This window comes from Gilliamella sp. B3817, assembly GCF_026536705.1.
In the GTDB taxonomy this organism is placed as follows: Bacteria; Pseudomonadota; Gammaproteobacteria; order Enterobacterales; family Orbaceae; genus Gilliamella; species Gilliamella apicola_I.
Map to the genome: position 1 here is coordinate 490,722 of NZ_JAFNNV010000001.1, position 19,968 is coordinate 510,689.

15 protein-coding genes are annotated in these 19,968 nt (G+C 34.2%); 6 read left to right on the top strand and 9 right to left on the bottom strand.

The genetic code is table 11. From position 1 onward, the window contains the following. The first annotated feature begins 8 nt into the window (after positions 1-8). From lptD to sppA, 5 genes are all read left to right on the top strand, one after another. Positions 9-2,366, top strand: coding sequence for an LPS assembly protein LptD (gene lptD, locus J3U36_RS02165; RefSeq protein WP_267380427.1), 2,358 nt, complete (start codon positions 9-11; stop codon positions 2,364-2,366). 74 nt (positions 2,367-2,440) lie between these two features. Further along, positions 2,441-3,754, top strand: coding sequence for a peptidylprolyl isomerase SurA (gene surA / locus J3U36_RS02170; protein ID WP_267380425.1), 1,314 nt, complete (start codon positions 2,441-2,443; stop codon positions 3,752-3,754). Then, a complete protein-coding gene (rsmA, locus tag J3U36_RS02175; protein WP_267361358.1) occupies positions 3,747-4,544 on the top strand; it encodes a 16S rRNA (adenine(1518)-N(6)/adenine(1519)-N(6))-dimethyltransferase RsmA in 798 nt (265 codons plus the stop codon). Before surA ends, rsmA begins: the two co-directional genes overlap by 8 nt. A 4-nt stretch (positions 4,545-4,548) precedes the next feature. Then, positions 4,549-5,382: a bis(5'-nucleosyl)-tetraphosphatase (symmetrical) ApaH gene (gene apaH / locus J3U36_RS02180; RefSeq protein ID WP_267380423.1), complete on the top strand. Its 834-nt coding sequence runs from the start codon at positions 4,549-4,551 to the stop codon at positions 5,380-5,382. A gap of 14 nt (positions 5,383-5,396) precedes the next feature. Then, the gene (sppA, locus tag J3U36_RS02185) at positions 5,397-7,244 is read left to right on the top strand and encodes a signal peptide peptidase SppA (protein WP_267352390.1); all 1,848 of its coding nucleotides are present in this window, start codon (positions 5,397-5,399) and stop codon (positions 7,242-7,244) included. Between the two features lie 37 nt (positions 7,245-7,281). Here sppA and J3U36_RS02190 read toward each other — a convergent pair whose 3' ends face one another. From J3U36_RS02190 to moaC, 5 genes are all read right to left on the bottom strand, one after another. Continuing rightward, the gene (locus J3U36_RS02190; protein ID WP_267380420.1) at positions 7,282-9,114 is read right to left on the bottom strand and encodes a sulfatase-like hydrolase/transferase; all 1,833 of its coding nucleotides are present in this window, start codon (positions 9,112-9,114) and stop codon (positions 7,282-7,284) included. A 162-nt stretch (positions 9,115-9,276) separates the two neighbouring features. Further along, positions 9,277-9,975: a Bax inhibitor-1/YccA family protein gene (locus tag J3U36_RS02195; RefSeq protein WP_267352392.1), complete on the bottom strand. Its 699-nt coding sequence runs from the start codon at positions 9,973-9,975 to the stop codon at positions 9,277-9,279. Positions 9,976-10,034: 59 nt separating this feature from the next. Beyond that, on the bottom strand, positions 10,035-10,478 hold the full coding sequence (moaE, locus tag J3U36_RS02200; protein WP_267361348.1) for a molybdopterin synthase catalytic subunit MoaE: 444 nt from the start codon (positions 10,476-10,478) through the stop codon (positions 10,035-10,037). Between the two features lies 1 nt (position 10,479). Next, positions 10,480-10,725 carry a molybdopterin synthase sulfur carrier subunit gene (gene moaD / locus J3U36_RS02205; RefSeq protein WP_220216512.1) on the bottom strand — a complete coding sequence of 82 codons (246 nt, stop codon included), beginning with the start codon at positions 10,723-10,725 and terminating at the stop codon, positions 10,480-10,482. 12 nt (positions 10,726-10,737) lie between these two features. Further along, complete coding sequence (moaC, locus tag J3U36_RS02210) at positions 10,738-11,220, bottom strand: cyclic pyranopterin monophosphate synthase MoaC (protein ID WP_267380416.1); 483 nt, start codon at positions 11,218-11,220, stop codon at positions 10,738-10,740. Positions 11,221-11,409: 189 nt separating this feature from the next. On the opposite strand from moaC, the gene priA reads away from it, so the two are divergent. Next, entirely contained in the window at positions 11,410-13,578 is a 2,169-nt protein-coding gene (gene priA / locus J3U36_RS02215; protein ID WP_267380414.1) for a primosomal protein N', read from the top strand. A gap of 42 nt (positions 13,579-13,620) precedes the next feature. Here priA and J3U36_RS02220 read toward each other — a convergent pair whose 3' ends face one another. The 4 genes from J3U36_RS02220 to clpX all read right to left on the bottom strand — a co-directional run bounded on the left by J3U36_RS02220 (position 13,621) and on the right by clpX (position 19,948). Then, positions 13,621-13,926: a ComEA family DNA-binding protein gene (locus J3U36_RS02220; RefSeq protein ID WP_267352397.1), complete on the bottom strand. Its 306-nt coding sequence runs from the start codon at positions 13,924-13,926 to the stop codon at positions 13,621-13,623. Between the two features lie 152 nt (positions 13,927-14,078). Next, positions 14,079-15,923 (bottom strand): SurA N-terminal domain-containing protein, encoded by a 1,845-nt coding sequence (locus J3U36_RS02225; RefSeq protein WP_267380412.1) that lies wholly within the window; start codon positions 15,921-15,923, stop codon positions 14,079-14,081. 127 nt (positions 15,924-16,050) lie between these two features. Then, the gene (lon, locus tag J3U36_RS02230; protein WP_267352399.1) at positions 16,051-18,486 is read right to left on the bottom strand and encodes an endopeptidase La; all 2,436 of its coding nucleotides are present in this window, start codon (positions 18,484-18,486) and stop codon (positions 16,051-16,053) included. 196 nt (positions 18,487-18,682) lie between these two features. Continuing rightward, positions 18,683-19,948 carry an ATP-dependent protease ATP-binding subunit ClpX gene (gene clpX, locus J3U36_RS02235; protein WP_267361334.1) on the bottom strand — a complete coding sequence of 422 codons (1,266 nt, stop codon included), beginning with the start codon at positions 19,946-19,948 and terminating at the stop codon, positions 18,683-18,685. Positions 19,949-19,968 lie beyond the last annotated feature (20 nt).

A 19,968-nucleotide genomic window follows, 5' to 3' on the forward strand; every position in this document is an offset into this window, starting at 1 on the left:
AATCATTGATGAAAAAATTAACGCCATCACTAATCACATTAACCATAGTTTTTTCCTTATATAACAATGTTTGTTATGCTATTGCTTTGCCAAAATCTGATAGCAATAACGCTCAATGTCTAAATAATGTGCCTAGATTTGATCGACCATTAGTCAATGGTAATATCAATACATTACCGGTTAATGCTGAATCAAACGAATTTGAAGCTAACTATCCAAATACAGCCACTTACAAGGGTAATGTATCAATTGAACAAGGCAATCGGGTTATAAAAGCCGATAAAGTGACAATAAACTCACAAAATAATACCCAAACCGTCACCCTCGATGGCAGTATCAATTATCAAGATAATTTAATTCAAATGAAAGGCGATCATGCATCGATGAATCTTAATAATAACGATACTGCAATAACATCAAGTAAATACCATTTGGTAAATCGCCTTGGTCGTGGTCAAGCCGATGAAATCAAACTTGAGAATAATCGTTATGTGATCTTGAAAAATGGTAGTTTTACGTCTTGTCCTGTTGATAACAATACTTGGAGTATCAAGGGTACAACCGTAATTCATGACAACAAAGAAGAATTGCTTGAAGTTTGGAATGCGGTTTTTCGAGTGGGAAAAGTACCTGTTTTATATTCACCTTATTTACAATTACCTACCGGAAATAAACGACGTTCAGGGTTATTAATGCCGAATCTTAGCTTTAATAACAAAGATGGCGTTGATTTTTCGCTACCTATTTATTGGAATATTGCACCTAACTATGATGCAACTTTTCAACCAAGAATCCTAGTAAAAAGAGGATTTCAATTAAAAACTGAGTTCCGTTATCTTAACGAACTTGGTGCTGGTACGCTTGCCTTTGATTGGCTACAACATGATAGTCAATATAATAAAGACCGTGATAATAAAGCCAATGGTATTAATTATGATGATAATCGTCAACGCTGGTTATTCTATTGGAAAAACGATGAACTGATTAATTACAATTGGCGACTAAAAATTAATGCTACACGTGTCAGTGATAACCAATATCTTTCGGATTTAGATTCCGATTATGTTTCATCAACGGCGGGTTACCTTTCTCAGCTTTATCAGTTGGGTTATAACGACGAAAATTGGGACATTACATTAAGCCAATTAAACTTTCAGACTTTCCGTACTAATTTAAAAGATAATCTTTATCAAACTCAACCTCAGTTAGATATTACCTATTACAATTATGATTTCGGGCCATTTAAATTTAAAAACTATGCGCAAATCAGTCATTTTGTAAGTAAAGGAAAAAATGAACCTAAAACTTGGCGTACTCACATCGAACCAACATTAAACTATACGTTAACTAATTCTTGGTCTTCGATATCAACTGAAGCTGGTTTTATGGCCACTTATTACAATCAAGATTTACCAAGTAATAGTAACCGTTTCAAAAATCTTGATAAAAATGTCAGTCGATTTATACCCAAAATATCGGTTGATGGTAAAATTATTTTTGAACGAGATACAACCCTCATTGAAGGCTATACCCAAACATTAGAGCCACGTGTAAAATACATTTATATACCTTATAAGAAACAATCGAATATATTAAATTATGATTCGACCTTACTCCAATCAGACTATATCGGATTATTTAGGGATCAACCTTATAGTGGTCTAGACCGAATTCCATCTACTAATAAAATTTCAACCGGTATAACAACACGTTTCTATGATATAAATAAAGTTGAACGATTCAATTTTTCGATTGGGCAAACCACGTATTTTACTAAATCAAGAACCAGTGAAAACAATACCAAATTGGATAGAAATTCTGATACGGGTAGTATAACTTGGGCAGCAGACAACTTTTGGCAAATTTCAGATGAAATTGTATTTAGAGGTGGGGTGCAATATGATACTCGCCTTGATGCAATATCATTAGCCAACAGTATTTTTGAATATCGTCCTTCGAATAATAAATTAATTCAATTATCATACCGTTATGCAAATCATAAATACATCGATACGGTTGATTTAAACTCGATTTATAATAACTATAAGCAAAATATTTCTCAAACTGGTATTATGACTACTTGGCCACTATCTGAAACAGTTTCAGCAGTTGGATCGTATTATCATGATGTCAAAAAAGGACAAATGGTCGATGGGTTCGTTGGATTACATTACAGCGACTGTTGTTGGGGGATGACAGTGCAATATGGACGAAAACTAACTGATTGGAATATCGATACGCATAAAAGTAAATATGAAAATAAATTGTCTTTAAACTTTGAATTACAAGGATTTGGACGCCGAAGTGACGCAAAAGCAAAAATGTTAAATTACGGCAAACTTCCTTATGTCTCAGCGTTTGAATAAATTGTTCAAAAAAACATAATCAATTAATTTATTACTATAGCAATGACACTATAGCAAAAAAATGAGTTAAAAATATGAAATTATTAAAACTAATTATTGCGTTAAATTTAAGTTTAAGTATTGGTTTGCTTAATCCTTTAGCAGCAAATGCTGCGCCACGCGTTATTGAGCAGGTTGCTGCTGTTGTAAATAATAACGTCATTTTAGAAAGTGATGTTCAAGAAATGCTTAAAACCATTAAAGCAAGCACAAATCCTAACAATTTACCGAATGACAAAATACTTCGTCAACAAATCATTGATCGTTTAATTGTTGAAAACTTAATATTACAAAAAGCAGCTAAAGCTAAAATTACAGTTAGTGATGATGAAGTAACCAAAGCAATAGCTCAAATTGCAAGTGAAAATGGCATGACCGTCAATCAATTACGCAGTAAGTTATCAACGATGGGAATTAGTTATTCAGCTTATCGTGAACGTATTCATAACGATATGCTAATTGATCAAACCCGTATGAATGAAGTTAGACATCGTATCAATATTTCTGACAAAGAAGTGGAAAATCTATCAAAAAGTTTGACCAAACAACTCACGAATAATTTAAGCGTAAAGATTAGTCACATTTTAATTGCTATTCCTGAGAAAGCGTCTAAACAACAAGTTGATGTTGCAACCGAAAAAGCACGGGATGTAATCAATCGAGCTAAAAAAGGCGAAAATTTTGCTAAACTGGCTGCCTCATATTCAAACGATGATCTTGCCTTAAAAGGCGGTAACATGGGGTGGCGTAAACTCAACGAGCTACCAACGATATTTGAAGAACGTTTAATTCGTGCACCTAAGGACAGCATCATAGGACCAATTCGTTCTGGGGTAGGATTACATATTTTAAAAGTTGATGATACTCGCACTGAAAAACCAAAAGCAATTACTGTTCAAGAAGTGGATGCTCGTCATATTTTGATTAAAACAAATGTCCTTGTTACAGACCAAATAGCTAAACAGAAATTAACAGACATTCGAAAAGCAATCGTGAGTGGTGCTACCACTTTTGAAGCAGCAGCGAAAGCGTATTCTGAAGATCCCGGTTCAGCCGATAACGGCGGTAATTTAGGTTGGAGTATGCCAGAACGTTATGATACCGGCTTTAAAAATGGATTACTTAAACTTAAAAAAGGTGAAATCAGTCAGCCTGTTCAATCTGCTTATGGTTGGCATTTAATTCAGCTACTAGATACCAGAAAGGCAGACAAAACCGAATCAGCAAAACAAGATCATGCTTATCGACTTATATTTAATCGTAAATTTGCTGAAGAATCTCAAATCTGGATTCAAGAGTTAAAAGGTGACGCATATATCAAAATCAAAGGTGTAGATGATAATGAATAATCGAGTTCACCAAGGACATTTTGCCCGTAAACGTTTTGGGCAAAACTTTTTACATGATGATTATATTATTGAAAGTATTGTTGCCGCAATTCAACCTAATAAAGATCAGGCACTTGTTGAAATTGGGCCTGGTCTTGCAGCACTAACTATACCCGTGAGTAAACTTGTCGATCACCTTACTGTCATAGAAATTGACCGTGATTTGGCGGAAAGACTAAAACAAAATCCTTTATTAACTGACAAGTTGACCGTAATCGAACAAGATGCACTTAATTATGACTTTAATATACTTGCAACTGAATTAGGTAAACCATTACGCGTGTTTGGTAATTTACCTTATAATATTTCCACACCTTTAATGTTTCACCTTTTTGAATTTGCAAATATCATCACTGATATGCATTTTATGCTACAAAAAGAGGTGGTTACACGCTTGGTCGCAGCGCCGAATAGCAAAGATTATGGTAGATTGAGTGTTATGGCACAATACTATTGCCAAATCATTCCCGTTTTAGAAGTTCCTCCGAGTGCTTTTAAACCTGCGCCTAAAGTTGATTCGGCGGTAGTTAAATTAATCCCTTATAAGCAAAAACCTTACTTAGTTAATGATGTTAAGATACTTTCCCGATTAACTACTGAAGCCTTTAATCAAAGGCGTAAAACGATTCGTAATAGCTTATCCAATATGTTCTCTGTAGAACAACTCATTGAATTAGATATTGATCCAACGCTACGAGCTGAAAATTTAACTGTGCAGCAATATTGCCAGCTTGCCAACGCATGGAAATGATGTGATGGCAAACTTACTTATCGGTGATATTCATGGTTGTTATGATGAGTTTATGCGATTGCTTGAAAAAGCTGGATTTTCCTCAACCGATACGTTATGGCTAACAGGTGATCTTGTAGCAAGAGGCCCTAAATCATTAGAAGTTTTAAGATTTGTCAAAACGAATACCAGCCAAATTCGGCTGGTATTAGGTAATCATGATCTTCATTTGTTATCAGTTTATGCTAATGTTACGCCGCCTAAAAAGAAAGATAATCTTGAAGAGGTGATCAATGCACCAGACTATGATGAATTGATGAATTGGTTACGTAAACAGCCTTTAGTTCAAATTGATGAAAAGTTAAAAATCATTATGACCCATGCAGGTGTCTCACCGCAGTGGGATATGGAAACATTAAAAAAATGTGCTGATGATCTCAATAAAATATTATCTAGTGATTCTTATCCCCTCTTTCTTGACAAAATGTATGGAAACTTTCCGGATGAATGGTCATCTGAATTACAAGGTTTTGATCGTCTACGTTATGCTACCAATGCGTTAACACGTATGCGATTTTGTTATGATGATGGTCGACTTGATTTTTATTATAAAAAACCACCTGAGCAAGCGCCAACCAAACTTAAACCCTGGTTTTTAATTCCTAGCCAAATACCGCCTGAATATAGTATCGTTTTTGGACATTGGGCGGCACTGAATGGTAAAGGTACGCCGGAAAATATTTTTGCACTTGATACGGGATGTTGTTGGGGTGGAAAATTAACTTGTTTAAGATTTGAAGATAAGAAGTATTTTAAGAAAAGAAATATTGAAGCTAAAAAATTAGATAAATCATTATGAAAGGGTCATTTACTATGTCTGTTTTATCCGTCATTAAATCCATATGGAAAGTTATCAATTTCCTAAGAGAGCTTTTTTTTAACATTATATTCTTGATTGCCATATTACTCATTTCAAGTTTTATTGCATTATTTAAAGAATCACAAAGTTTAGACGACGTTCCACAAAATGGCACATTAGTTTTAGATCTTGAAGGTGTTATTGTTGATAGCACACTTTATAATGATGATATTTATCATTTACAAAACAAGATATATGGAAAACGAGTAAATCTTGCTCGAGAAAACAGTTTATTTGAATTAACACAAAAGATAGATCAAGCTGCCGCAGATCCAAATATAGAAAATATGGTATTAAGATTAGATAATTTTGTTGGGGCAGATTTGAGTTCACTACAATATATAGGTAAATATCTCACTAAATTTAAAAAGGCGAATAAACCCATTTATGCCTCAGGCACAAACTTTAATCAAAGCCAATATTATTTAGCAAGTTATGCTGATAAAATTTCTCTTACCCCGCAAGGTGCCATTAATGTCTATGGGCTTGCTGCTAATAACCTATACTACAAGACTTTACTGGATAATTTAAAAGTGAACACGCATGTTTTCCGTGTTGGTACTTACAAATCAGCTATCGAGCCTTTTATCCGTAATGATATGTCTGCTGAAGCAAAAGCGAATACCACAAGATGGTTAACATTGATGTGGAATAATTATTTAAATGATATTGCTTCCCAACGAAAACAAGCACCATCACAACTGGTTCCTAGTCCGGAAATCATGCTATCTAGATTGCACGAGGCTAATGGCAGCATGAGTCAGTATGCGTTATCAAATGGTTTAGTGGATTTCGTAAAATCGGATTACCTTTTTGAACAAGATTTTTATGAATTTGTTCTAAAAGGTAAAGATTTACCTGAAGTCAGTATTTATGACTACAAATTAAAAGATGATAAAAAACAGGATACTAATTCAGTTTCTAAACCGCTTATTTCTATAGTTTTTGTAAATGGTACGATTTCAGATGGTGAAAATGATAGCAATATCGCCGGCAGTCAAGAAATTGTTGATCAACTCAGAACAATTCGTGAAAATTTAACCGACAATAACATTCAAGCTGTTGTGTTAAGAGTCAATAGTCCTGGTGGCGGTGTAGAAGCATCAGAAGCCATTCGTAGCGAACTTGAAGCATTACATGAATATCAAATTCCTATTGTGGTTTCAATGGGTGGTATGGCTGCGTCAGGAGGATACTGGATTTCAACGGCATCGGATTATATTGTTGCTAGCCCTAATACGATAACTGGATCTATTGGTATTTTTGGAATGATTCCAACTTTCGAAAACTCGCTTTCTCATATAGGGGTTTATAGTGATGGCGTGTCAACTTCTCCATTGGCAAATAATAACTTTGCTAAAAACTTGCCTGAAGAGATGAATCAACTCATACAGATGAATATTGATAATGGTTATAGTACATTCATTTCTTTGGTGGCAAAATCACGTAAAATGACCACAGAAGCAGTGGATAAAATTGGTCAAGGCCAAGTTTGGCTAGGTGAAGAAGCCTTTAAAAATGGGTTAGTAGATAAACTAGGTGATTTTGATGATGCCATTGAAATCGCCGCAACGTTAGCTAATTTAACTGACTATCGAATTGATTGGCAAAAACCGGAAGTCAACTGGTTTAGCGCCTTTTATTCAGATATGATTGCTATGTTACCAAAATCAACGGCGGAAGTTTTATTTGAAAAACTTCCTGAAGTAAAACAAATTCGTGAACAAGTCTCTTTATGGGATAAATTTACCGATAAACAAAATCGCTATATTTATTGTCTGAATTGTGCTGATGTTAAATAACATCGTCTTATGCCACCAAAATTTTGGTGGCATAATTTTATTTATTACCTTCCTGATAAAAGTATCGCATGTTATTCATCGCATCTTGAATGTATTGATAGTTTGGCGTTTGATCAACTTCATGATTTCGTGAATCCATATAATGGCTAATACCCATTCGATTAACAAAATAGATATTATCCAACGTTCGTACCGCATAAGAACTGTAATTTGACATTAACAACCAATTTCTATCTGTGATTGGACTAAATAAATCATACCCGGTTGAATAATCAGATATGTCATTTTGAACATGTAAATAATGTTTCATTAACGAAGGTACAACATCTTCATGACTTGTCAAACGTTGACTATTTTCCTGAAGAATTTTTAGATCTTTCGCTCCAATGATAATAAAAGGCACCTTAGTTTGTGCATCGGTATAATTCCCATTATGCCCCCAGAACCCTAGTCCATTATCATTGATTTCTTGAGAATGATCACCCGTAATAATTATTAACGTATTATTGAGTGTTCCCGATTTTTTTAGTTCATCATAAATATTTTGCATCAAATAATCATCATAATAGACACTCTGTTTATAACGATTAAGAATTGGCAGTGGGTTAGTATTATTATTCAAGGTGATATAATTTATATCGCCTACGGGTTTATACTTTACTTCAAAGTCATTCGGAAAATCATAACCATGAGGAGCATCATAAAATAAAAACGAAAAAGTCGGTTTAGAGGTATCCCGATTTTGATACCAAGCTAGCCAATCATTGGTCATCTGTTTATCACGATATGAAGGCGTACCATTTGGACTGCTAATTCTCAAATTTTTAATGGTTACAAATGCTGTGCGGTCAAATTCAGGAGACGAAACTTTAGCAGAGGTAAAAATACCAATATTATAATTTTGTTGCTGTAAAGTAGTAATAAAAAGTGAAGGAATACTATTACGCAAAAATGCATCCCAATAAGTACCAGGGATACCATAAAATAATCCGAAAATTCCAGTACGGGTTGCATTACCTGTTGAATAATGATTATCAAAAATGACACCATTATTTTGTTTAACAAATCGATAGGTATTGGGTGAATTATCTTCATTGAAAGTATCGTAACGCCATGAATCTAAGACAATAAACATAATATTCATTTTTTCTTTATTTTCAGGATCAATCACTAAACTATTTTTAGGATAATAGATATTTGCACTTGATTTGGTGTACTGATTAATCACTTTACGCTCCCCTGCTTTATCAAAAAAACCCATGATTTTTTTTGAAGTAAAGGGACGATAAAGAGGAAGATACTCTTTAACTACCATAATGGGTGAATAAGCATAATAAAAAGCCACCATATGGATTACATGACTAATTAACGCAGCACCCAATAACATAATTGTGGCTATAACAATCATTCGTGTCTTCTTTCGATGATCTTTTGATTTAGTCATCTTTTTATCTAAAAAACACAGAATAAGTAATTCGATACAAAATACTAAAGTGGCAAGTGCTAACATTACAATATAAGTAATAGTTGAAAAGTCTACCACTTGTCCAGAAAAGACTAATGAAAGAACTGATTGATTAATATGAAAGCGATATTGTTGAAAAACAATCGTATCACAAAATAATACTATCTGCGTTAAACTAACCAACAAAGCAGCAATAGTATTAAAATAACATTTTTTTAACCAAATTAAAGAAACGAGAATCAAAAAAATCAGAAGATATAATGAAAAAAAATGCCCTAGCACGGCAAAAAATGAAAAAAAACCACTTTGCCATGAAAACGTGATTCCTGGTATCAAAAAGTATCTGATTGCAATTATGGATGAGATAAAGGTATTGATTAAAATAAATGTATATAATTTTTTCATAATAATTGATTACTTTTAAAAATATTCAGCCATATATCAATTAGATAATACAGTAAGATATAATTAAAATTCCATTTACAGAAAAGTTGATGCTTAAAAGTTGGATTACAACGAGAGCAATAAGGGCTCAAAAGAGCCCTTACTATATGAATAAATTTGAAACTATCGACGATCAGCAAAAATTCTTAACAACAAAATAAACAAGTTGATAAAATCAAGATAAAGCGTTAATGCTCCAAGAATAACATAACGTCTAAACATATTTGGGTCATCTTGTGATATGTTTTCGCCTAATTCTTTTAATTTTTGAGTGTCATACGCTGTTAACCCTGCAAAAACAAAAACACCAATATAGGTTACTGCCCACATTAATGGTTCACTTTGTAAAAATATATTTACGATCGAAGCGATAATAATACCAACTAATCCCATAAATAGGAAACGCCCAAAACCGGATAAATCACGTTTTGTCGTATACCCATAAAATGCAAGTGCACCAAACATACCCGCAGTGATAAAGAAGACGCTTGCTATTGAAGATGAGGTATAAACAAGGAAATAAATAGAAAAAGTACAACCATTTAAGACTGAATATAACATAAATAATGTTGTCGCCGCTGCACCTGATAATCGGTTAATTAAACCAGAGATAACAAATACTAATCCAAGCTCAGCAATCAATAGAACCCACATTATGTTATATAATACTCGCATAAGTTGCACATTCGTTGATGCAAACCACGCGATCATTGCCGTTAAAAGCAAACCTACCGTCATCCAACCATAAACATGACTCATATATGTTTGCACACGGCTACCGGATTGTTCAATAATTGAACCATTAGGAGTATATCCTGCCATTCCTTACCTCTCATTAAAAATAAATTGACATAACATAGCTATTATATAGTAAATAGTAATTAATACCATTTTTTCAATGCATCAACATCAGATTTTTTTGCTTCAACCCAATTATTACCATCAATAGTATTTTCTTTTTTCCAAAATGGCGCTTCATTTTTTAATATATCCATAATAAACTCAGCTGCCGCAAATGCATCTGAACGATGTGCACTACTCACGCCCACAAATACAATTTTTTCATTGGTTTTAATATTACCCACTCGATGAATGACAGCGATTCGACTCAATTGCCAACGTTGTCGAGCTTGTACAATAATATTGCTCAATACCTTTTCTGTCATTCCCGCATAATGCTCCAAATAAAGTCCAATGGTTTTTTTTTCTGTACAACGAACTTTACCAATAAATGTTACCACCGCACCATCTTGTGGTAATTCAGAAAGCCAGCTAATAATGTCATTAGTATTAATCGATTCATCGTCAATTTTAATTATATCCATTTTATCCTCCCGTTACGGGCGGGAAAAATGCAATTTCATCGCCTGATTGAATAATATAGTTAACATCAGCGAATGTTTGATTCACTGCACATAATACTGTTTTTTCTTTTAAAGCCAATGCCCACTTATCCCCTCGTTGACTTAGTTGTTCAATAAGTTCGGAAATAGACCATTGTTCGGCATTTACTTCAATAGTATCTGTTCCAACTAACTCTCTGGTTTGAGCAAAAAAAATAATTTTATTCATGATTTTCTATTTCTATGTTTCTGCAACAAAATCATCGGATTTTCCACCGGTTTTTGATAGCAACCTTACTTGTGTTATTACCATATCTTTCTGTACAGCTTTACACATATCATAAATGGTTAATGCGGCAACCGAGGCAGCAACTAACGCTTCCATTTCAACGCCGGTTTGCCCATTTAATCGGCAAAAAGATTCAATTCTTATACAACTATTATCGATATCTGCTTGAATATTGATCTCAATTTTAGTTAATAATAATGGATGACATAAAGGAATGAGTTCCCAAGTCTTTTTTGCAGCTTGAATCCCGGCAATTCGGGCTGTTGCGAAAACATCACCTTTATGATGTTTTCCTTGAAAGATCATATTTAATGTTTTTTCATTCATTAAAATTATTGACTCTGCTTTTGCTTCTCGCGTTGTTATTTTTTTTGCTGAGACATCAACCATGTGCGCATCACCACGCTGATTAATATGTGAAAATATCTCTGACATATTTTATTCCTTTTATAGTCATAAAAAATCCGATAAGATCAAGATAACAAATTTTACAACTTGAAACCACTTTTCAATTTTGATAAATATTCTTTATATATCAAAATTAGATTTCATGGCGTAGCTTTTGCGAGTTTATTCAATTTTACGTACAATACGAATTTAATTTAACCATTGATGTGATTTTTCATGCTTATCGCTCATGTAGCTTTACCTGTACCATTACACCAGCTTTATGATTATCAATTAACTATGCCTGCTCAAATTGGTATGCGGGTCAAGGTTCCTTTTGGGTATCGTGATGCTATTGGTATTATTGTTAGTATCGATAAACATACCGATGTTGATATTAATCATTTGAAATCCATAAAATCAATTGTTGATGAAACACCCGTATTTAATGATTCAATATGGCAATTATTAAATTGGGCTGCAAGTTATTATCATTACCCAATAGGTGAGGTGTTATTCCATGCTTTACCCATTTTATTAAGACAAGGGCGAGCAGCAAGTAAAGATGAAATTAAGAGATGGCAATTAACTGAGCTTGGTAATGAGTTCAATATTGACTCAATGCCTCGTGCAACCAAACAAAAACAACTATTATTAGCCTTAAAAAATAATACGCTACAAGAAACCGACTTCAATTCAGCTGTCTATCTTGCATTACAGAAAAAACAGTTAATAGAACAAGTCCGTTGTTTACCAGAAAGTAATGAATGGCAAACTTGCTATACAACAAATACAACGTCAATTGAGCTCAATGCACAGCAATCAAATGCCATACAAAGCGTCAATAAACAGATTGATAATTTTAATGTGTTTCTTTTAGAGGGAGTGACCGGTTCAGGCAAAACTGAAGTCTATTTAAATATTTTATCTCACGTGTTATCAATGGGAAAACAAGCATTGGTATTAGTACCTGAAATCAGTCTTACACCACAAACCATTACCCGATTTAAACAACGTTTTAATGCACCGATTGACATTTTACACTCAGGATTAACGGTCAAAGAAAGACTGGGGGTATGGTTAAGAAGTCGTAATGGCGAAACAGCTATTGTCGTTGGAACACGCTCTTCACTTTTTACACCATTTAAAGAGTTAGGTATCATTATTATCGATGAAGAACATGATAGCTCTTATAAACAACAAGAAGGTTGGCGCTATCATGCTCGAGATTTAGCAATAATCCGAGCCAAAATTGAAAATGTTCCGATTTTGTTGGGTTCTGCAACGCCTTCACTTGAAACACTCAAAAATGCTATCTATCATAAATATCAGTTGCTCCAGCTTACTGAAAGAGCGGGTAATGCAACGCTGGCTAAACAGTCTATTTTAGATATTCGAGGTTTAACCCTCGATGCAGGATTATCACAGCCATTAATTGAGCAAATCCAGAAACACTTATCTGATAATAATCAAGTCATGCTCTTTTTAAACCGACGGGGTTTTTCACCATTACTGATCTGCCATGACTGTGGTTGGATTGCAGAATGTCCTCGTTGTGACAGACCCTATACTTATCATCACAAACAGCACAAATTGAGTTGTCACCATTGTGATACACCACGAGCTGTTCCTCAACAATGCCCTAAATGTGGATCGACTCACCTCGTGCCAATTGGATTTGGAACTGAACAGCTTGAAAAAAGACTCGAAGTTTTATTCCCCGATATTAAAATTAGTCGCATTGATCGCGATACAGTCAGTAAAAAAGGCGCATTGAATAATTATTTACATGATATTCAACAAGGCGGAGCTCATATCTTAGTTGGCACTCAAATTTTAGCGAAAGGCCATCATTTTCCAGATGTTACTTTAGTTGGAATTATCGATGTAGACGGAGCGCTATTTTCAAGTGATTTTAGAGCAACAGAACGATTTGCACAAATTTATACTCAAGTTTCTGGTCGGGCAGGTCGGGCAACTAAAGCTGGCGAAGTTATTTTGCAAACCTATCATCCAGATCACCCACTTCTTAATATTTTATTAAATGAGGGATATCAAAAATTTGCAAGCGTAACACTACACGAACGTCAATTAACACAGTTACCCCCTTTTAGCTATCAAGTATTGATCCGTGCAGCAGATCGTAATAATCATTATGCTCCCATTTTTTTACAAAAAATTCATGACTGGTTAAGAGCAAACTGTGATTTAGGTTTATGGCAACTTGGCCCGATGCCAGCAAATCAAGCCAAAAAGGCAGACTACCATCGGTCGCAATTACTTTTACAACATACTAATCGCAAATTGTTACAAGAAATATTGGATAAACTTATCCTCAACATTGAAAAGTGGGGAGAAAGTTCACGAGTACGTTGGAATATAGATGTCGATCCGGTAGATTATTAGGGTTAGGCATTTTCCACCAATATGAATTGGTGGAAAATAATATCACAATGCTATTTTCCCGATGTTTTTATCAAGAGTGGCTTGCCCGATACCAGAGACTTCTTTAAGTTGTTCAACCGATACAAATGGTCCAAATTTTTCACGATATTCAACAATTTTTTGAGCTTTACTTAATCCAATTCCTGTTAATATTTTTGTCAGTTCTTGCGCTGACGCAGTATTAATATTAACTTGAATGGTCTGCTTTTGTTCTTGCTTAACGGGTGATATTGGCGTTGGTTCCGCTAAACTGATTGATGAAAAGATAAAAGACGATAGTAAAATACCAAATAATGAAATTCGTTTCATATAATTAACCTCTAAAATAGTTACGCAATTAAATTTGCGTTAGCACTATCTCATTTAATTTAATGAAACGATTTAACTTGTTATAAAAATGAGAAAAGCCACACAAGTGGCTTTTAGTTTTAACAGTGTCTATATCAAATTTTCGATGTATATCACAAATTTGAGTTTGGCATAATTTCAATTTTTGCTTTAGAACGCATATCCGTAGCTAAAGAATTATAGGTATTTTGCAAATAATAACGCAGTAAATAAGATGAAACATCTTGCCACTCACCATCTTTAACTTGTGTTAATACCGTGATATAAGCATCATGTTTATTGATGTATTCAACCCCATAGACACGTTTATCGGTTGCAGAAGGAACTAAATTAAACACCATATCAACCACTTTCCTATCAGGTTCATTAGAATCTCTTTTCAAGGTATAATTGGTAGAAAATTGTACTTGTTTTGATGTGCCTTTTTCATTTAACTCTTTCACAATATCATCCACTGTTGATTTAAAACGACTATCAACAATATCATCATAAAGTTTTTGATGTATTTCGTTTTTTACCTCTTCAAATGAAGCAATTCCTTCAGGTTTATAATCGACAACTTGAATGATAAAATCTGACATGTCTAAATCTCGTCCTACAGGTATTATTTCTGAAATTTTACCCGTCACTTTATCATCAGCAATCATGTCGCTACTAAATATGACATCTCGTACTTCTGGATAACGAGCAATTGAACTTGCATCATTATAATAAGTCCAATCTGTTTCTTTAACGTCTAAACCAGCCTCTTTAGCTATCGCATCGAAATCGTTAGAATGGTTAACTAGCGCTGACTTCATTTTATCTTCAGCATTTTCAAAATGTTGTTGAATTTTATTTTCTTGAAGCTTGGTCTTAATTTGGTATTTTGCATAATCATAATCCATAGATTTAGCTTTTTGTAAATCATCTAGTTTGACAATGACATAACCACCTTCGACTTGTATTGGTTTAGAAACTTCACCAATATTGTGTAAATTTGCCTCTTTAAAAGGTTGTGGTAAGTCATCATTATCAGCAAACCAACCTAGTGAACCATTTTTGCCATAAGGAGAAACATCTTCATTCTGATTAATATTCTTCAATACTGTTGAAAATTCGGTTCCCGATGATAGGTCTTTGACTATATCTTCAGCTTGATTATAGTCTTTTACAAAAATCACACTAAACGATTTTTTGGCAGGATAGGTATATTCCTTTAGGTTATCATTAAATTCTTTTTTAATGTCTTTATCATCAATACTGATAGTGTTTAGATAATCTTGCTTAGAATTTGCTATGTATTTAAATTTAACTCTTTCCTTTCTAAAAAAAGAATTTTTATGCTCATCATAGTATTTTTGCTCATCTTCAGTCGTAATATTGACATCATCCATTTTGACAATAGAAGAACTGATTGGCGCGGCATAAATAGTTCTTGTTTGATCAAGTAATTGTGAAAAATCAGAATCATTTGGTACAACAAAATCACTATAGATTAATGAACTGATAAGCTGTTGTCGCTGTGCAGCTGCTCTAATAGACTCCGCATAAGCCTCTGGTGTAAAGTTATTTGCCGCAAGAAGATTTAAATATTTTTGATTACTAAACTTTCCGTTTTCAAAAAATTCCTTTTGCTTGCTAATCATTTCTTTTAAACGATCGTCACTAATATTAAGGTTGAGCTCTTTAGATAATTGATAAGCGAGATAGTTATTAATTTGATCAGCAAGAACATCTCGACGAATTTGTTTAATAAAAGTGCTATCACCCATCGCTCTTGATGATTCTGCACTAGCCTGAGCCTCAAATTGCGCTCGACTAATCCCTTCACCATCCACTTTCGCTATATATATTTGTTCATCACGTGCACTATTACCGCCACTGAACACGCCGGTAAAAATAAAACTTATAATAATTATAGCGAATATAATTTTAACAGCTACATGGTTTGCAGCTGCTCGGATTGTTTCCATCATTTCTAAAGATTCTCCATAAAACAATAATTAATTTGGCAAGTATAGCATATTTACTAAAATAGGCTATTGTCAGAATGTTAAGCAAAAAAAAGATCAACATGCGTTGATCTTTTTGAAATTTTGATAATTAATTTAATCGAGCTGGCACTTCAACATTCCCTTTTACTTTTTTAATCGCCTTTTTAGTCGGTTGTTTTAAAGTAACTTTATTGGTAACAGGTTCCATTCCAAATGGGTTATTTTGAAGTGCTACGGTTATAACATCATCAATCCATTTTACAGGTATAATTTCAACTTCAGATTTAACATTGTCTGGGATGTCTTCCAGATCTTTGACATTATCCATTGGAATTAACACAGTTTTAATGCCACCACGATGTGCTGCAAGAAGCTTTTCTTTCAAACCACCAATTGGTAACACTTCTCCACGCAATGTGATCTCGCCTGTCATTGCAACATCAGAACGAACAGGATTACCCGTTAATGTTGATATTAATGAAGTACACATAGCAATGCCTGCACTTGGACCATCTTTTGGTGTCGCACCATCTGGCACGTGCACATGAATATCACGTTTTTCATAAAAATCACTATTGATACCCAATTTCTCCGCTCGAGAACGAACAACTGTTAATGCAGTTTGAATGGACTCTTGCATAACATCACCTAATGATCCAGTATAGGTAAGTTTTCCTTTACCTGGAACACTGACAGATTCAATAGTTAACAAATCACCACCGACCTCTGTCCAGGCAAGTCCAATAACTTGTCCTATTCGGTTTTCATTATCCGTTTTTCCATAATCGAAACGTTGCACGCCTAAGAACTCTGCTAAATTAGCTTGCGTGACTTTCACTTTTTTCAATTTACTATCTAGCGCTAATTGTTTAACAACTTTGCGACAAATTTTGGCTATTTCACGCTCTAAACTTCGCACACCTGCTTCACGAGTATAATAACGAATAATACCGATAATGGCAGAATCTTCAATGTCAATTTCTTTTGATTTTAAGCCATTATTTTCAATCTGTTTAGCAATTAGATGTTGTTTAGCAATATTCAATTTTTCGTCTTCTGTGTAACCAGAAAGTCGAATCACTTCCATTCTATCAAGTAATGGAGCAGGAATATTCATTGAATTTGCCGTTGCAACAAACATCACATCGGATAAATCATAGTCAACTTCCAAATAGTGATCACTAAATGCATTATTTTGCTCTGGGTCAAGAACTTCTAATAAGGCAGAAGCAGGATCTCCACGCATATCAGATGCCATTTTATCAATCTCATCTAATAAGAATAATGGATTTTTCACCCCAACTTTAACCATACGTTGAATTAATTTACCCGGCATAGAACCGATATAAGTACGTCGATGTCCACGTATTTCTGCTTCATCACGTACACCACCTAAAGCCATTCGGACATACTCTCGCCCTGTTGCTTTAGCTATTGACTGACCAAGCGAAGTTTTACCAACACCTGGTGGTCCAACTAAACATAAAATAGGACCTTTTACTTTATTGACTCGTCCTTGCACAGCTAAATACTCTAAAATTCGGTCTTTGACTCTCTCAAGTCCATAATGATCCTTATCTAGAATCTTTTGAGCGGCTTCAATATCTTTTTTCACTTTACTTCGTTTATGCCAAGGAACTTGTAACATCCAATCAATATAACCACGTACCACGGTCGCCTCCGCTGACATTGCTGGCATCATCTTAAGTTTATTAAGTTCAGCCATAGCTTTTTCTGTGGCTTCTTTTGGCATTTTTGCTTTAGTGATTTTGGTTTTTAACTCTTCAAACTCATCAGGTTTATTATCAATATCACCTAATTCTTTATGAATAGCTTTGATTTGTTCATTTAAGTAATATTCTTTCTGCGCTTTTTCCATTTGTTGTTTAACACGCTGACGAATATTTTTTTCAACTTGCAACAAATCGATTTCAGCTTCCATCATTGCAATAAGCAATTCGAAACGTTTTTCTAAATCAGCTGTGACTAGAATTTGTTGTTTCTGATCCACTTTCAAAAATAGCGTTGCCGCAATAGAATCTGATAATTGTGAAGGTTCTTTTATTAAACGAATTGAATCAACCACTTCTTGTGTGATTTTTTTGTTGAGTTTTGAATATTCTTCAAAATTAGATAATACAACGCGGACAAGCGCTTCATTGAGATCTTGAGCGCGTTTTTTCTCACTAAGTGGTTTAATATTAGCAATTAAAAAGTCATCATCATTTTGATCAACAATATCAACTATTTTAGCTCGCTCTACGCCTTCGACTAAAACTTTCACTGTGCCATCTGGCAATTGGAGTAATTGTAGAATATTTGCTATCGTGCCAATTTCATATAAATCTTCAATATCTGGATCATCTTGCGATGGATTTTTTTGGGTAACAAGAAAAACTTGCTTATCCATTTCCATTGCACTTTCAAGGCAACGTATAGATTTATTTCGTCCTACAAAGAGAGGGATCACCATGTGTGGGAACACAACAACATCACGTAATGGTAAAATAGGCATAATCATTGATTTAGTTTGTTTTGTTTTCATATTGTTCTCTCTGGTAATACAAACTTATTAGGTAGATATTGGGATTGTTTTGAGATATTCAAGCCTATTTTATTATTGTTTAAAACATATTATTCCTTAAAAGCCTTGACGAATTCAATCACTCATAATGTTTAGTTTTACTTATACAATTTTTTCATCAGTATACTGCCACTTTCATGGCAGTTTATTTCTATCATTAAGCTAAAAGTTTCGTGTTATCTCGATACACTAGCTTAGGTGGTTGAGATTTTTCAACCGTGTCTTGTTCAACAATCACTTGTTTAATATTTTTTTCTGATGGTAAATCATACATCGTATCTAATAAAATATTTTCAACAATCGAGCGTAAACCACGCGCCCCTGTTTTACGTTGCATCGCTTTGACGGCTATGGCGTCTAAAGCTTCTTTAGAAAACTCAAGATCTACACCATCTAAATCAAACAATGCTTGATATTGTTTAGTTAATGCATTTTTAGGTTCAGTCAATATACTGATTAGCGCATCTTTATCCAGTTCAGATAGTGTACCAATCACAGGTAACCGTCCAATAAATTCTGGAATTAAGCCAAATTTCACTAAATCTTCAGCTTCGATTTGGGCTAACAGTTCAGATTCAGAAGCTTTTTGCTTGGTACTTTTAACATCAGCGCCAAAACCGATTCCTGTATTAGTTGAAACACGATTTTCAATGACTTTATCCAAGCCACTAAATGCGCCACCACAAATAAATAGGATTTTTGATGTATCAACTTGTAAAAATTCTTGTTGAGGATGCTTACGTCCCCCTTTAGGTGGAACGGATGCAACCGTACCTTCAATAATTTTTAACAATGCTTGTTGAACACCTTCGCCCGACACATCCCGTGTGATTGATGGATTATCTGATTTTCGTGAAATTTTATCAATTTCATCTACATAAATAATACCACGTTGCGCTTTTTCAACGTCGTAATCGCAATTTTGTAGTAATTTTTGAATAATATTCTCAACATCTTCGCCCACATAACCCGCTTCCGTTAGCGTTGTGGCATCGGTCATTGCAAAAGGAACATCCAGATATCGAGCCAATGTTTCAGCTAATAATGTCTTTCCACTACCTGTTGGTCCAATTAATAAAATATTACTTTTACCTAATTCAACATCTCTCGGATTAGAATAGTTGCGTAACCTTTTATAATGATTGTAAACCGCTACAGATAATACTTTTTTGGCGCGATCTTGACCAATAACGTACTCATCAAGATGTGCACGAATTTCATGAGGGGTTGGTAAAGGTTTACTGATAAACTCTTCATGGGAAAGAAAGTTTTTAGTTTCCTCTTTCAAGATATCATTACACAAACCAATACATTCGTTGCAAATATAAATAGATGATGGCCCTGCAATGAGTTTACGAACTTCATGCTGACTCTTACCACAAAAAGTACAATAAAGTAATTTTTCGGAATTTGTTTTATTCACTTTAACCACCTACCTAGTCT